Raw genomic sequence first — 15,307 nt, forward strand, 5'->3', positions numbered from 1 at the left:
CTCGGTAATGATATTTATTATTAAATGATATTGAGAATCAAAACAAGTGTGGCAGATTGATCCTGCCATGACCAAGCCATAAAAAAGGCGCGCCATCCAAAGGATGGCGCGCCTTTTATTGAGTGTTGGAGGGGGATTAGCTGCCAGCGACAGTCATCCGCTCGATGAGCACTGAACCTGTGCGAATATTGCTGCGCAGTTCCAGGTCATTACCCACGGCAACGATCTGCTTGAACATATCGCGCATATTGCCGGCAATCGTCACTTCCTGGACGGCGAACTGAATCTCGCCATTTTCCACCCAGAACCCCGCCGCGCCGCGAGAGTAATCACCGGTGACCATATTCAGGCCGTGGCCCATCAATTCGGTGACCAGCAACCCACGCCCCATGCGCCGCAGCAACGCAGCCTGGTCTTCATCACCATGGGTAACGAACAGGTTATGCACGCCGCCGGAGTTGGCGGTGCTTGGCAGGCCAAGCTTGCGACCGGCATAAGTGCCCAATACATAGGAGACCAACTCGCCCTTTTCGACAAATGGCTTGGCATAGGTCGCCAGGCCATCGCCGTCGAACGACGAACTGCCCATGGCTCGCATCAGGTGTGGGCGCTCGTCGATGGTCAGCCACTCTGGAAACAGCTTCTGGCCGATTGCGCCTTCAAGGAACGAAGACTTGCGATACAGGTTGCCCCCGGAAATAGCGCCGAGGAAGCTACCGAACAAACCACCGGCCAGCTCTGCGGAAAACAGCACCGGCACTTCGCACGTCGGCACCGGGCGCGCACCGAGACGGCTGGCGGCACGTTGCGCAGCACGCTGGCCAATGCTGACGGGGTCCGCCAACAAATCGCCCTGGCGATTCACGTCGTACCAGTAATCGCGCTGCATCTGGCCGTTGGCTTCGGCGATCATCACGCAACTGAGGCTGTGACGCGTCGAAGCATATCCACCGATAAAGCCATGGCTGTTGCCGTAAACGCGGCAGCCCTGGTGGGTGCTCAGCGTAGTGCCGTCGGCATTCTTGATCCGGGCGTCGGTATCGAAGGCCGCCGCCTCGCAGACCAGCGCCTGCTCGATGGCTTGCTCGGGGGTGATGTCCCAGGCGTGGAACAGGTCAAAATCCTGTACGTCCCTGGCCATCAGCGCTTTATCGGCCAGCCCCGAGCTTTCATCTTCGGACGTGTGCCTGGCAATCGCCAGTGCTGCGGCAACGGTCTCGCGAATGGCCTCCGGGCCACTGGCCGAGGTGCTTGCCGAGCCTTTGCGCTGGCCTGCGTACAAGGTGATACCGAACCCCTGGTCGCGATTGAACTCGACGGTTTCCACTTCCCGCTGGCGCACCGACGTCGACAACCCCTGCTCCAGCGACACCGCTACTTCACAGGCACTGGCCCCCTGGCGCTTGGCCTCGGCAAGGATCTGCTCGACTTGTTCCTGCAGTGCCGGTAACGCTTGCGGACCGACGCTTTGGGCTGCACTCATGGTTTTCTCCACTCAAATTCTGCTTTCGGTTAAGGCCATCGAGCGACCGGGCCGGACAAGCGGCCCCCGACTGGTTATCATGGCGGCGTTTCTTTGCGGACTGCCACCATGGTTGATTCTTACGACGACTCCCTCGATGGGGAGAAAAGCAAAACCCAGGTCAAGCGCGAGCTGCATGCGCTGGTTGACCTGGGCGAGCGCCTCACAACGCTCAAAAAAGAGTTGATTGCCAAACTGCCACTGACCGACGAAATGCGCCGGGCCTTGGCGGATGCGCCCAAGCACAGCGCGAATATCGCGCGTAAACGGCACATCATGTTTATTGGCAAACTGATGCGCGATCAGGACATTGACGCGATTCTGGCCTTGCTCGATCAAACTGATGCCTCCACTCGCCAGTACAACGAACGTTTCCATAACCTGGAACGTTGGCGTGACCGCCTGATCGCGGGCGATGACGCCGTGCTGGAGAAATTCGTGCTGGACTACCCGGACGCGGACCGCCAGCAACTGCGCTCCCTGATCCGTCAGGCCCAACACGAACTGGCGCATAACAAGGCGCCGGCCACCAGCCGTAAAATCTTCAAGTACATCCGTGAGCTGGACGAGACTCAACGCGGTCTGCGCTGATCCTCTTCCCCGGGTGGCGGCCTGCGCCACCCGAAGCTCCATCCTTTACGACCCCGTGCCACCCACGGTGATCGCGTCAATTTTCAGGGTTGGTTGGCCTACGCCTACCGGCACCGACTGCCCATCCTTGCCGCACGTGCCCACGCCGCTGTCCAGCGACAGGTCATTACCGACCATCGACACCTTGCTCATGGCTTCCGGCCCGTTACCGATCAGTGTCGCCCCTTTGACCGGCGCAGTAATCTTGCCGTCTTCGATCAAATACGCCTCGCTGGTGGAGAACACAAACTTGCCGCTGGTGATATCCACCTGGCCACCGCCGAGGTTGGCGCAGTAGATGCCACGTTTCACCGAGGCGATGATTTCCGCCGGATCGCTTTGGCCGCCAAGCATGTAGGTGTTGGTCATGCGCGGCATCGGCAGGTGCGCATAGGATTCGCGGCGGCCGTTACCGGTGCGCGCCACACCCATCAGTCGAGCGTTGAGCTTGTCTTGCATATAGCCCTTGAGCACGCCATTTTCGATCAGGGTGGTGCACTCGGTCGGCGTCCCTTCGTCATCGACGCTCAACGAACCCCGGCGACCGGCCAGGGTGCCGTCATCGACAATGGTGCACAGCTTGGATGCAACCATTTCGCCCATGCGCCCACTGTAGGCGGAACTGCCCTTGCGATTAAAGTCGCCCTCCAGGCCGTGGCCCACGGCTTCGTGGAGCAACACACCGGACCAACCCGAGCCCAGCACCACCGGCAAGGTACCGGCGGGCGCCGGAATCGCTTCCAGGTTCACCAGGGCCTGGCGCAGCGCCTCACGGGCATAGCCCATGGCACGGTCGTCAGCGAGGAAGTAACGGTAGTCGGTGCGCCCGCCACCGCCATGGCCACCACGCTCGCGGCGACCGTTCTGCTCGACGATCACACTCACATTGAAACGCACCAGCGGCCGCACATCCGCCGCCAACCCGCCGTCGGTGGAGGCGACGAGGATGCGCTCCCACACGCCAGCCATGCTCACGGTCACTTGCTGGATACGCGAGTCCAGGGCGCGGGTGGCCGCGTCGACACGCTTGAGCAGCTCGACCTTTTCGGCACGGCTGATCACTTCCAAGGGGTTATCCGGCGCGTACAATTGCGTCACGTCCTGGGTGCTGAACGCCTGCACCGTACCGTTCTGGCCGGCACGGGAAATCGAACGTGCCGCACGCGCCGCCAGGCCCAGGGCTTCCAGGGTAATCGCATTACTGTAGGCAAAGCCGGTTTTTTCACCGGATTGCGCACGCACGCCGACGCCCTGGTCAAGGTTGAAACTGCCTTCTTTGACGATGCCGTCTTCCAGCGACCAGGATTCGGAGATCTGCCCCTGGAAATACAGGTCGGCGGCATCGATGCCCGGCCCGGCCAGATCGCCCAGCACGGTTTGCAGACTTTCGATGGTCACGCCACCGGGTGCCAGGAGGTGTTCACTGACTGAGGACAACAACTCGCTCATAGGTTTGGCCTTAAATTCATCGTTCTGAAGCAGGCCGCTGCGCGCCCTGCGAGAAAAAGCGCCGATGGCTGACCACCGGCATGCGCGCCCTTATCGACGCCTGTTCACTGCTATCGCGTTCGGCCAGCAACACCGCTTCGCCTTGATCCTGTTGTGCCAGCACCCGCCCCCAAGGGTCGACAATCGCCGCGTGGCCATGGGTTTCCCGTGGGCCTGGGTGCACGCCACCTTGAGCGGCCGCCAGCAGGTAGCACTGGGTTTCGATGGCCCGCGCCCGAATCAGCACATCCCAATGGGCGGCCCCGGTCACCGCCGTAAAGGCCGAGGGCGCGGTAATCAATTCAGCCCCCGCAGCGCGTAATTCGCTATACAGCTCGGGGAAGCGCAAGTCGTAGCACACCGTCAGCCCCAAACGCCCCACTGGCGTATCCGCCACCACCACATTGCTTCCGAAAGCATAGTCGTCGGATTCGCGATAACGACCACGAGCATCCGCGACGTCCACATCAAACAGGTGCAGCTTGTCGTAACGAGCGACAATTTCACCCTGATCATTGATCAGCAGCGAGCAAGCGTTGGACTTGGCGTGGGGTTGGTCCTTGGGCGACAACGGCAATGTACCGGCCACTATCCATAAGGTGAGGTCACGGGCGGCCTGTTTCAACCATGGCAGGATCGGGCCTTCACCCAGGGCCTCGGCGCGGCCGATATCGGCCACGTCACGGCGACCCATCGCAGCGAAGTTTTCCGGCAGTACCGCGAGTTTCGCGCCACCCGCCGCCGCTTGCTCCAGCAGGCGGCGCGCCTGGGTGAGATTAGCCAGCACGTCACTCTGGCTGACCATTTGGATTACTGCAAAAGACATGGGCCGACACTCCATACAGGGCATGGGGCCATGCTACTCCACAGGCTCTCAGTTTGGCTTTTCAAATGGCTTGTCGAAGGTGATTTTCGGATCCTTCCAGGGGCCCTGTACCTTGTATTGCACACTGGCAAAGCGCGAAACCCGATCACCGATCAGTTTGTCGATCAGGAACAACGCGCCGCCAATAGCTGGTGCACCGACAATCAGCGCCGCGATGGGCAGGTTGTTGGTCACCGGCAAGGTCACCAGCAACTTGGCGTCGACGCGATCAGCCACCAGGTCCAGGGTACCGTTGAGCTCCAGATTGGTAGAGGGCCCGGTCATGGTGATGGGCTCACGGGTCACGAACACGCCATTACTGGCGGCCAGCAAGCCCTTGACCCGGTCGTAACTCAAGCCCTTGCCAAGCAGGTCGGAAAAGTCCAGACGCAAACGCCGGCCAATGGAATTGAAGTTGAGCAGGCCAAACACCCGCAACGCCTGCGCGCCCCCCTCCACTTCGACGAACTGGCCTTTACGGAATGCCGCATCCAGGCTGCCGGAGAAGCGCTTGGGCCCAACCCAGGCCGGCGAACCCGGCCAACGGCCATCCACGTCCAGATGGAAATCTTCGCTGGTCACCGTCGGGGCAAAACCCCAGCCCTTGAGCACATCGGCAATGTTCTTGCCGTCCAGGCGGCCCTTGTACCAACTGCTGCTGGCGCCCGGCGCCCCTTCCCAGCCGCCGGCACCCTTGAGCTGCATGCCCTTGAGGCCCAGGTCGAGGTTATTGAAGGCCATGCCCTTGGCGGTCGGACGGATCCTCAATGACCACGCTCCCACCAGGTCCGGCCCCTGAAAGAGCTGGTCGATGGCGATATCCAGTGCAGGAATGCTCTTGGGGTCGATATCGGCCAGCGGATCGGGCGCGTTTTCGTCCGCCTGTACCGTCGGGTCCACTGCGGGCAATTTTACATAGTTGAGATTGACCGCAATCGGCGCACCCTTGGCGTCGGGCAGATTCACCGTGCCCTTGGCCTGCTGGCTATCAAATTGCAGACCCCAGGCAGCGGGCTTGCGATCCAGCTGCAAGCTGACCTGGTCAAACTGGGTGCCGAACCCGGTCAACTTGCCCACTTTGAAATCGGCGCCACTGAGCAACTGCTTGGCATTGCCGCCCGGGTCATTCCCCGCGTAGCGATCCACGAGTTTTTTCCATGGGTCGATATCCAGTTCCGACAACACACCACGAATGCGCAGCCCCTTCGCACCGGGCAGCACGGCATCGCCATTGCCGAGGAACAATTCGCCGCGCCCGTCATTAAATTTGTCCGGCGGCGCAGCAAAGGTAAAGTTTGCCAGCTCGCCGTAATCAAACCAGTAACGGCGCTCAGCCCCCTGCAAGGTCATGCGGAAGGTGCTGTCGCGCCCCTGGCTGGCCGGCATGCCGAATGGCGCCGGCAAGTCCACGGCGACGCCCTTGAGATTGGAGTTGACCATCAACTGGCTGTCTGCGCCGTCCAGGATGACTTGTAACTGGTAGGGGATATCCCCGGACACCGGCAGTGGCTGGCTGACGTTCAACCAATCCGTGAGGCGCTTGACCGTTACCTGGCCGTTGGCGGTCACGCGGGTGCTGATATCGCCCGGCTTGCCTTCGGCAAAAATCTGCGCAGTGATCGGCCGGTCGAAGGCCTGGGCCGAGATGTGCTGCCCGCTCAGGCCCTTGGCACTGTCAAAACGGAAATTGCCTTTGAGCTGGGTCAGGTCCAGGGTCGGCTCGGCCAATTGCAAGCGCGCCTTGTCAGTCTTGAAGTCAACCACGATCTTGGGCTCGGTGCCCTTGGCCAGGGGCACGTCCAGGTCCAGGCTGCCCTGCAGGCCGCCCTCGCCTTTCCAGCCAGCGAACGTGGACGCGGTGCCAATGGGCGCTTCCTGGAGAATTTTCAAGCCATCGCCCAAGCCGCCGGAGAACCCGCCGGTGAGCAGCAGGTGGCTGTCCTGGCCGGCCGGCGCGTGGGGAATGTTGACGTAGACGTCCTTAACCTGGGTATCGAGCAACTGGCCCTTGCTTGCCAGGATGCGCACACCGCTTTCCTCGACGAAGACTTCACCGTTGACCTTGTTAACATGGGGCCAACCCGGCTGGAAGGCCAGCTCGGCATCATGCACCTTGAAGAACAGACTGATGTTGCGCGACGCCGGCAGCGCGTCGTGGTTCAGGGAGCCTTGATACTGGAAGAACCCTTCATCCACGGCGCCCTTGAGGATTGCCGTACGCAGCCACTCATCCAGCGCCGGGCTCAACACGGCGGGCAGGTACTTGGGGGTGAAACGGCCATCGCCATCGACCATCCCGACCCGCAGGTCCATGTAGTCTTCCTGGCTATGATCGAAGTGCAGGCGGATCAGGAAGTCTGCAGCAACCTTGCCCTCCTCCCCCAGCACCTTGATATACGGGGCAATCAGGGTGAAACCCTGTTTATCCAGTTTCCAGGTCAGGCGTGCATTGGCCTGGATGTACTGCCAGGGCTTGGCGAAGATCGGGTCCAGGTGCAGGGAAAAGTCCTTGCTGTCCATGCGCAGCTCGCCATGGCCCAGGTCGCCACTGATGCTGCCAGACACATTGCGCGCGGCCGGCGCGCCGAAATACGCGTCGAAGCCTACACGCTCAAGGTTTGCGGCAAAACTGACTTTCTGGTCGGTGGTGTCCTGGGGTCTGAAGTCCACCAGCACATTGCGCAGCAGGCCCGTGGCCTTCAAGTGCTCGACGGTCTTGGCAAAGCCTTCCGGCAACGGCGCCAAGGCATTGAGCAGTGGCGTGATGGGTGTCAGGTCGAGACGATCGGCCTGCAGGTTCCACACTTCCTGAGCCTTATCGGTCGCCAGGCTCTGCTGTAATTGAAGGCGCGACTCCCAGCGGGTCTCACCGATAGTCATCGCCAGCGAGTCAAACAGCACCTTGAGGCCGCTGTCGCTGCGTTGCAGGTAGGCGGTCAGGGCCAGGTTTTCCAGATGCACAGGCTTGCGGTCGGCGTAGCTGCCCTTCACTTGCGGGGAATTGAGGCGCACCGCAGCGCTTTGCACGGTGCCTTTGGCCCAACTGAGCCAAAACTCGCCACCGGCCCTGAACTGGGTGAGCTTCCATTGCCGGGTCAGTTTGGCGGGAATCCACTTGGCCCAGTCGCTTTGCGGCAGGCTCAGGTAGGCATCGACCTCGGCGTCTTTCCATTGGCTGGCGCGGATGCGGCTACGCAGGCTGACAGCAAGCGGTTGGCCGTCGGGCAGGGTCAGGCGTGCATCCAGGCGCTGCTGGCTCATGCCGGTGTGCAAGCTCAGGCCCACGTACGTTACGGTCACTGGTGCCTGGTCGAAGGGTTGCAAGGTGACCTGGCTGTCCAGCACCGACACGCGCTTGACCATTTGCATGCGCGTCAGCAACTGCTGCGGGTCCAGCGGCTGATCGTCCTGCACCGGCAAGCCTTGCAGCGTCCAGCGCCCATCCTTGTCTTCCTTGACGCTCAGTTGCAGGCCACTGACTTCCAGGTGGGCGAGACGCACTTGGCGAGCCATCAGGCTGGCCCACATATCCGGCACCACTTCCACCTGGTCAAGGCGCAAGGCATTGCTGCCCTCGCCAACCATGACGTCGTGGGCCAGCAATACCGGGGCAAACCCGCTCCAGCGGCCTTCAAGGCTGCCGATATGCAAAGGCGTCTGCACGGCAGCCTGGGCCTTGGCTTCGATTTCGGCGCGGTATTCAGCCACCAGAGGGGTCAATTCACGCCCCAGGCTCACGTATACCGCCGCCAATACCAGCAGCAACGCGCACAGGCCCAGGCTCCAGCGGGTCAAAGCGGCAAAAAAGCGTATCAGACGCTCCATGTCAGGCGACCCTCAAAAAACAGTTGGCGGACGGCAGATCAAGGTCTGCCGGTCTCGGATAAAACACGCAATTGGGGATCAGAGCAGCACCACGTCGTATTGTTCCTGGGAATACATGGTTTCAACCTGGAAGCGAATCGTGCGACCGATAAAACTTTCCAGCTCGGCAACGTTGCCGGACTCTTCGTCCAGCAGGCGATCGACCACTTTCTGGTTGGCAAGCACTCTATAACCTTCAGCCTGGTAGGCGCGCGCCTCGCGCAGGATTTCGCGGAAAATCTCGTAGCAAACGGTTTCCGGCGTCTTCAACTTACCGCGGCCCTGGCAGCTGCTGCACGGCTCGCACAGCACCTGCTCCAGGCTTTCGCGGGTGCGCTTGCGGGTCATTTGCACCAGGCCCAACTCAGTGATGCCGATGATGTTGGTCTTGGCGTGATCGCGCTCCAGCTGCTTCTCGAGGGTACGCAGCACCTGGCGCTGGTGCTCTTCATCTTCCATGTCGATGAAGTCGATGATGATGATGCCCCCGAGGTTGCGCAGGCGCAGCTGGCGAGCGATAGCGGTGGCGGCTTCAAGATTGGTCTTGAAGATGGTCTCTTCAAGGTTGCGATGGCCTACGAATGCACCAGTGTTGACGTCGATGGTGGTCATGGCCTCGGCCGGGTCCACCACCAGATAGCCGCCGGACTTGAGCGGCACTTTGCGCTCCAGGGCTTTCTGGATTTCGTCTTCGACGCCATACAGGTCGAAGATCGGCCGCTCGCCGGGGTAATGCTCCAGGCGGTCGGCAATTTCCGGCATCAGCTCGGCAACAAATTGTGTAGTGCGCTGGAAGGTTTCCCGCGAGTCGATGCGGATTTTCTCAATCTTCGGGCTGACCAGGTCACGCAGCGTGCGCAGCGCCAGGCCGAGATCTTCATAAATCACGCTGGGAGCGCCGATGGTCTTGATCTGTGCGTCGATCTGGTCCCACAGGCGCCGCAGGTAGCGGATATCCATAAGGATTTCATCAGCTCCGGCGCCCTCGGCGGCGGTGCGCAGGATAAAACCACCCGCTTCTTTGATGCCCTCAGCGGCGACGCAATCGCTGACCACCTTTTTGAGTCGGTCGCGCTCGGCTTCGTCTTCGATCTTCAGGGAAATGCCCACATGGGCGGTGCGCGGCATGTACACCAGGTAGCGCGATGGAATCGACAGCTGAGTGGTCAAGCGTGCGCCCTTGGAACCGATGGGGTCCTTGGTGACTTGCACCACCAGGCTCTGCCCTTCATGCACCAGGGCACTGATGCTCTCCACTGCCGGGCCTTCACGCAGGGAAATTTCCGAAGCATGGATGAATGCTGCACGGTCCAGGCCGATATCGACGAATGCCGCCTGCATGCCCGGCAATACGCGCACCACCTTGCCTTTATAGATATTGCCGACGATCCCGCGCTTCTGGGTGCGCTCGACATGCACTTCTTGCAGAACACCGTTCTCTACCACCGCCACGCGCGATTCCATCGGCGTGATATTGATCAGAATCTCTTCACTCATGGCTGGGTCTCGTTCAGGCGTTTTCACAATAGTGACCGGTCGCTCAAGGCTTGGCGCTGGAATACGGCGTTCAGCGCACGGTAAGGTTTTGCCAACAGGGTATGCCGAATTGGGCGAGCAGTTGCGCGGTTTCGCACACCGGCAGGCCAACCACCGCAGAATAACTGCCATTGAGGCCGGCAACGAACACCGAACCCAGGCCCTGGATAGCATAGCCGCCGGCCTTGTCCTGGGGTTCACCACTGTGCCAGTAGGTTGTAGCCTCTTCGACAGAAACCTGGCGAAAACGTACAAGACTGCTTACATATCGGGTTTCGCAGCGCTGGCCGTCGGTGAGGGCAATCGCAGTGAGCACTTCATGCTCGCGGCCGGAAAGGGCCATCAGCATTGCCAGCGCATCGGCCTGGTCCACGGGTTTGCCCAGGATCTGGCCGTCAATAATCACCGCCGTATCGGCGCCCAATACGCAGGCGCCCGAGGGTTGCCCAAGCGCAACAAAACCCGCCGTTGCCTTGCCGCGCGCAAGACGCTCGACATAGGTAACGGCGGGTTCGTGGGTAAGAGGTGTTTCATCAATAGCGGCGCTGACCACGGTGAAAGGCACACCGATCTGGTTCAACAGCTCACGTCGCCGCGGGGAACCCGAGGCCAGATAAAGCGAATTCATTGCAGCCTCTCCCTGTGGGGTTTGATAACCAGGCAGAGCCTCGCAACCATTCAATTGATTTTATAGCGACGGCGCAGCCCACGCAGGCCAAAACTGATCCAGGGCCACAGCAATGCGCTGACCAGGGCCGGTAAGACCAACGCCAGGGTCGGCTGGCGATTGCCGGTCAAGGCACTGAGCCACAACTGGACCAACTGCGCCAGGCCGAAGATCACCAGGATCACCAGGCACTGCTGCCACATCGGGAACATGCGCAAGCGCTGCTGCAACGACAGCACCAGGAAGGTAATCAGGGTCAGGATCAACGCGTTCTGGCCCAGCAAGGTGCCATAGAGCACATCCTCCGCCAAGCCCAGGCACATCGCCGTGACCATGCCCACCTTGTGCGGCAGGTTCAGCGACCAGAACGCCAACAGCAAGGCCAGCCAGAGCGGGCGCAGGATTTCCATGAATTGCGGCAGTGGCGAAACGCTGAGTAACAGGCCAATGGCGAAGGTCAGCCAGACGATCCAGCCATTACGCGAATGAGTACTAGCCATTATTCCTCCCTCTGCCGTGTGGGGGCCGCAGTGGCGGTTGGCGTCGTGGCCGGCGGTTTAGACGCAGCCGGCTTGGCTGGGCGAGCGTTATGCGTAGCCGGTTTGGCCGGCGTTGCCACAGGCGCCGCCGCTGCGGGTACGGTAGCAGGGGCTGGCGGGCCGACGAACGCCGGTTTCGGCACCGTGGCCGGCACGACCGGCACAGTGCCGTTCTGCTTGTCTTCCGCCTCCTGGGCTTGGGCGGCGTCGTTGGCGCGCTCTTCCGGGGTACGGTTGTCGCTGAACACCAGCAGCAGGTAGCGGCTGCGATTGAGCGCGGCAGTCGGCACGGCCCGCACAATAGCGAACGGCTGGCCGGAATCGTGGATCACTTCCTTGACCGTCGCCACCGGGTAGCCGGCCGGGAAACGCTGGCCCAGGCCGGAGCTGACCAGCAGATCGCCTTCCTTGATATCCGCGGTGTCGGCTACATGGCGCAATTCCAGGCGTTCCGGGTTACCGGTGCCGCTGGCAATCGCACGCAAACCGTTGCGGTTGACCTGCACTGGAATGCTGTGGGTCGTGTCGGTCAGCAGCAATACCCGCGAGGTGTAGGGCATCAACTCCACCACCTGGCCCATCAGGCCACGGGCGTCGAGCACCGGCTGGCCGAGGACCACGCCGTCGCGTTCACCCTTGTTGATGATGATGCGATGGGTAAAGGGGTTGGGGTCCATGCCGATCAACTCGGCCACTTCGACCTTTTCGTTGACCAGTGCCGAAGAGTTGAGCAACTCGCGCAGCCGAACGTTCTGCTCGGTGAGGGCCGCCAGCTTTTGCATGCGCCCCTGCAGCAGCAGGTTTTCAGTCTTGAGTTTTTCGTTCTCGGCAACCAGCTCGGTGCGGCTGCCGAATTGGCTGGCCACGCCCTGGTAGAGACGTTGCGGCAGGTCGGTGATCCAGTAGGTCTGCATCAACACCAGCGACATCTGGCTACGCACAGGCTTGAGCAGTGCAAAGCGGGCATCGACCACCATCAGCGCGACCGAAAGCACGACCAGCACCAGTAAGCGCACGCCCAATGAGGGGCCTTTGGCGAAAAGCGGTTTAATAGGCCGCTCCTCCCAGGCAAATGTTCTCTTTATTCATACGGCATCAAACCGGCCTGGATGCAGATTGAAGAAGATAAACGCCAACAGGCAGCACTGCAAAGTGCTGCCTGCCGACCATGCATGAACCTTCCAGGTGTCTTATTCGCTGGAAAGCAGGTCCATGGTGTGTTTATCCATCATTTCCAGTGCACGACCACCGCCGCGGGCAACGCAGGTCAGCGGGTCTTCAGCGACGATCACCGGCAGGCCGGTTTCCTGGGCCAGCAACTTGTCGAGGTCGCGCAGCAAGGCGCCACCACCGGTCAGCACCAGGCCACGCTCGGCGATATCCGACGCCAGCTCCGGCGGCGATTGCTCCAGGGCGCTCTTCACGGCCTGAACGATGGTGGCCAGGGACTCCTGCAGAGCCTCCAGCACTTCGTTGGAGTTCAGGGTGAAGGCACGTGGAACGCCTTCGGCCAGGTTGCGACCGCGAACATCGACTTCGCGAACTTCGCCGCCCGGGTAAGCGGTGCCGATTTCCTGCTTGATGCGCTCGGCGGTGGATTCGCCGATCAGGCTGCCGTAGTTACGACGCACATAGGTGATGATCGCTTCGTCGAAGCGGTCGCCGCCGACGCGTACGGATTCGGCATACACCACACCATTCAGGGAAATCAGGGCGATTTCGGTCGTACCACCACCGATATCCACCACCATCGAGCCGCGGGCTTCTTCAACCGGCAGGCCGGCACCGATCGCGGCCGCCATCGGCTCTTCGATCAGGAACACTTCGCGGGCACCGGCACCAAGGGCCGACTCACGGATGGCACGACGCTCCACCTGGGTGGACTTGCACGGGACGCAGATCAGCACACGAGGGCTGGGCTGCAGGAAACTGTTTTCGTGAACCTTGTTGATGAAGTACTGCAGCATCTTCTCGCAGACGCTGAAATCGGCGATCACGCCATCCTTCATCGGACGAATGGCAGCAATATTGCCTGGTGTACGGCCGAGCATGCGCTTGGCCTCGGTGCCAACGGCAACGACACTTTTCTGATTACCATGGGTCCGAATGGCCACAACCGATGGCTCATTCAGGACGATACCGCGCTCGCGCACGTAAATAAGGGTGTTGGCAGTGCCCAGGTCAATGGAAAGATCGCTGGAAAACATGCCACGCAGTTTCTTGAACATGGGAAAGGGACCCTAGGCAACGCGTGGGTAAAAAAGTGCGGCAAACTCTAACAACGACAGGGATTTTGGGCAAGGCGCCAATGTGCTAAATTGGCCGACTTTCTGTGCACCAACCCCCACAATCGCGGCCTTATGACCGTAGAAATGCGGTAGTGTTCCGACAATCTAACACACGGACGCCCTCCGTTCTGTTTTCCACTGGAGAATCCCATGGCGCTTGAACGCTCCGACGTGGAAAAAATCGCACATCTGGCCTCGCTTGGCCTGAATGATGCCGATCTTCCACAGACCACCGCAGCCCTGAACAGCATCCTCGGGCTGGTCGACCAAATGCAGGCCGTGAATACCGACGGCATCGAGCCCCTGGCTCACCCACTGGAAGCCAGCCAGCGCCTGCGCGCAGACGTCGTGACCGAGCAAAATAATCGCGAGGCCTACCAGTCCATCGCGCCAGCGGTCGAAAACGGCCTGTACCTGGTTCCGAAAGTCATCGACTAAAGGGAAAGAGCCTTTCATGCATCACATGACTCTGGCCGAGATCGCCCGCGGTCTCGCCGACAAAAAGTTTTCTTCCGAAGAGCTGACCCAGACCCTGCTGGCGCGTATCGCCGAGCTGGACCCCAAGGTCAACAGCTTCATCAGCCGCACCGAAGAGCTGGCCCTGAGCCAGGCGAAGGCCGCCGACGTACGACGCGCCAACGGTGAAAACGGCGCACTGCTGGGCGCGCCAATCGCCCACAAAGACCTGTTCTGCACCCAGGGCATTCGCACCAGCTGTGGCTCGAAGATGCTCGACAACTTCAAGGCACCCTACGATGCCACCGTAGTGTCCAAGCTGGCCGCCGCCGGGGCCGTGACCCTGGGCAAGACCAACATGGACGAGTTCGCCATGGGCTCGGCCAACGAGTCGAGCTACTACGGCGCGGTGAAAAACCCGTGGAATCTTGCGCACGTGCCCGGCGGTTCGTCCGGTGGCTCGGCGGCGGCCGTGGCCGCACGTTTCCTCCCGGCTGCCACCGCTACCGACACCGGTGGCTCGATCCGCCAGCCGGCGGCCTTCACCAACCTCACCGGCCTGAAGCCGACCTACGGTCGCGTTTCCCGCTGGGGCATGATCGCCTACGCTTCCAGCCTGGATCAGGGCGGCCCGTTGGCACGCACTGCCGAAGACTGCGCGATATTGTTACAAGGCATGGCAGGCTTCGATAAACAGGACTCCACCAGCATCGACGAGCCGGTGCCGGACTACAGCGCCAGCCTGAACACCTCGATCAAGGGCCTGCGCATTGGCGTGCCGAAAGAGTATTTCAGCGCCGGCCTCGACCCACGCATCGCCGACCTGGTGCAAAACAGCATCAAGGAACTGGAAACGCTCGGCGCGGTGATCAAGGAAATCAGCCTGCCGAACAACCAGCACGCGATTCCCGCTTACTACGTGATCGCGCCGGCAGAAGCTTCCTCCAACCTGTCGCGCTTCGACGGCGTGCGCTTCGGCTACCGCTGCGAAAACCCGAAAGACCTCACCGACCTGTACAAACGCTCCCGTGGCGAAGGCTTCGGCAGTGAAGTCCAGCGCCGGATCATGGTCGGTGCCTACGCCCTGTCGGCTGGCTACTACGACGCGTACTACCTCAAGGCGCAAAAGATCCGTCGCCTGATCAAGAACGACTTCATGGCTGCCTTTGAAGAAGTCGACGTGATCCTCGGCCCAACCACGCCAAACCCGGCCTGGAAGATCGGCGCCAAGACCGGCGACCCGATCGCCGAGTACCTGGAAGACCTCTACACCATCACCGCCAACCTCGCGGGCTTGCCGGGCTTGTCCATGCCCGCCGGTTTCGTCGATGGCCTGCCGGTCGGCGTGCAATTGCTCGCCCCGTATTTCCAGGAAGGCCGCCTGCTCAATGTGGCGCACCAGTACCAGTTGCACACCGACTGGCACACCCGCACCCCTACCGGCTTCTGAGG

At 61.2% G+C, this 15,307-nt stretch carries 12 protein-coding genes; 3 read left to right on the plus strand and 9 right to left on the minus strand.

Annotated features, from left to right (window positions below; genetic code table 11):
• Positions 1–136: 136 nt before the first annotated feature.
• Positions 137–1,483, minus strand: a complete 1,347-nt coding sequence (gene pmbA, locus NMB39_RS24310) for a metalloprotease PmbA (protein WP_046070920.1) — start codon at positions 1,481–1,483, stop codon at positions 137–139.
• A 108-nt stretch (positions 1,484–1,591) separates the two neighbouring features.
• On the opposite strand from pmbA, the gene yjgA reads away from it, so the two are divergent.
• Entirely contained in the window at positions 1,592–2,113 is a 522-nt protein-coding gene (gene yjgA, locus NMB39_RS24315) for a ribosome biogenesis factor YjgA (RefSeq protein ID WP_046070919.1), read from the plus strand.
• Between the two features lie 45 nt (positions 2,114–2,158).
• On the opposite strand, the gene tldD is transcribed toward yjgA, so the two are convergent.
• The 8 genes from tldD to mreB form a co-directional block, all read right to left on the minus strand.
• A complete protein-coding gene (gene tldD / locus NMB39_RS24320; protein WP_046070918.1) occupies positions 2,159–3,601 on the minus strand; it encodes a metalloprotease TldD in 1,443 nt (480 codons plus the stop codon).
• 16 nt (positions 3,602–3,617) lie between these two features.
• Positions 3,618–4,466, minus strand: coding sequence for a carbon-nitrogen hydrolase family protein (locus NMB39_RS24325; RefSeq protein ID WP_494339960.1), 849 nt, complete (start codon positions 4,464–4,466; stop codon positions 3,618–3,620).
• 48 nt (positions 4,467–4,514) lie between these two features.
• Positions 4,515–8,330 carry a YhdP family protein gene (locus NMB39_RS24330; protein WP_494339959.1) on the minus strand — a complete coding sequence of 1,272 codons (3,816 nt, stop codon included), beginning with the start codon at positions 8,328–8,330 and terminating at the stop codon, positions 4,515–4,517.
• 78 nt (positions 8,331–8,408) lie between these two features.
• Complete coding sequence (rng, locus tag NMB39_RS24335) at positions 8,409–9,866, minus strand: ribonuclease G (protein ID WP_046070915.1); 1,458 nt, start codon at positions 9,864–9,866, stop codon at positions 8,409–8,411.
• Between the two features lie 70 nt (positions 9,867–9,936).
• Entirely contained in the window at positions 9,937–10,533 is a 597-nt protein-coding gene (locus NMB39_RS24340) for a Maf family protein (RefSeq protein ID WP_046070914.1), read from the minus strand.
• A 50-nt stretch (positions 10,534–10,583) separates the two neighbouring features.
• A complete protein-coding gene (mreD, locus tag NMB39_RS24345) occupies positions 10,584–11,072 on the minus strand; it encodes a rod shape-determining protein MreD (protein ID WP_043048570.1) in 489 nt (162 codons plus the stop codon).
• Positions 11,072–12,133 carry a rod shape-determining protein MreC gene (mreC, locus tag NMB39_RS24350; protein WP_046070913.1) on the minus strand — a complete coding sequence of 354 codons (1,062 nt, stop codon included), beginning with the start codon at positions 12,131–12,133 and terminating at the stop codon, positions 11,072–11,074. The genes mreD and mreC overlap by 1 nt, the downstream gene beginning before the upstream one ends.
• A 168-nt stretch (positions 12,134–12,301) precedes the next feature.
• Complete coding sequence (gene mreB / locus NMB39_RS24355; RefSeq protein ID WP_002555108.1) at positions 12,302–13,339, minus strand: rod shape-determining protein MreB; 1,038 nt, start codon at positions 13,337–13,339, stop codon at positions 12,302–12,304.
• Between the two features lie 210 nt (positions 13,340–13,549).
• On the opposite strand from mreB, the gene gatC reads away from it, so the two are divergent.
• Together gatC and gatA are read left to right on the plus strand one after the other, a co-directional pair.
• Complete coding sequence (gene gatC / locus NMB39_RS24360) at positions 13,550–13,837, plus strand: Asp-tRNA(Asn)/Glu-tRNA(Gln) amidotransferase subunit GatC (RefSeq protein WP_046070912.1); 288 nt, start codon at positions 13,550–13,552, stop codon at positions 13,835–13,837.
• A 16-nt stretch (positions 13,838–13,853) separates the two neighbouring features.
• A complete protein-coding gene (gene gatA / locus NMB39_RS24365) occupies positions 13,854–15,305 on the plus strand; it encodes an Asp-tRNA(Asn)/Glu-tRNA(Gln) amidotransferase subunit GatA (RefSeq protein ID WP_494339958.1) in 1,452 nt (483 codons plus the stop codon).
• Positions 15,306–15,307 lie beyond the last annotated feature (2 nt).

Source organism: Pseudomonas sp. FBCC-B545 (assembly GCF_059134095.1).

Coding starts and splice junctions, on each gene's coding strand:
- pmbA (WP_046070920.1), bottom strand. CDS start 1,483: ATGAGTGCAGCCCAAAGCGTCGGTCCGCAAGCGTTACCGGCACTGCAG.
- yjgA (WP_046070919.1), top strand. CDS start 1,592: ATGGTTGATTCTTACGACGACTCCCTCGATGGGGAGAAAAGCAAAACC.
- tldD (WP_046070918.1), bottom strand. CDS start 3,601: ATGAGCGAGTTGTTGTCCTCAGTCAGTGAACACCTCCTGGCACCCGGT.
- NMB39_RS24325 (WP_494339960.1), bottom strand. CDS start 4,466: ATGTCTTTTGCAGTAATCCAAATGGTCAGCCAGAGTGACGTGCTGGCT.
- NMB39_RS24330 (WP_494339959.1), bottom strand. CDS start 8,330: ATGGAGCGTCTGATACGCTTTTTTGCCGCTTTGACCCGCTGGAGCCTG.
- rng (WP_046070915.1), bottom strand. CDS start 9,866: ATGAGTGAAGAGATTCTGATCAATATCACGCCGATGGAATCGCGCGTG.
- NMB39_RS24340 (WP_046070914.1), bottom strand. CDS start 10,533: ATGAATTCGCTTTATCTGGCCTCGGGTTCCCCGCGGCGACGTGAGCTG.
- mreD (WP_043048570.1), bottom strand. CDS start 11,072: ATGGCTAGTACTCATTCGCGTAATGGCTGGATCGTCTGGCTGACCTTC.
- mreB (WP_002555108.1), bottom strand. CDS start 13,339: ATGTTCAAGAAACTGCGTGGCATGTTTTCCAGCGATCTTTCCATTGAC.
- gatC (WP_046070912.1), top strand. CDS start 13,550: ATGGCGCTTGAACGCTCCGACGTGGAAAAAATCGCACATCTGGCCTCG.
- gatA (WP_494339958.1), top strand. CDS start 13,854: ATGCATCACATGACTCTGGCCGAGATCGCCCGCGGTCTCGCCGACAAA.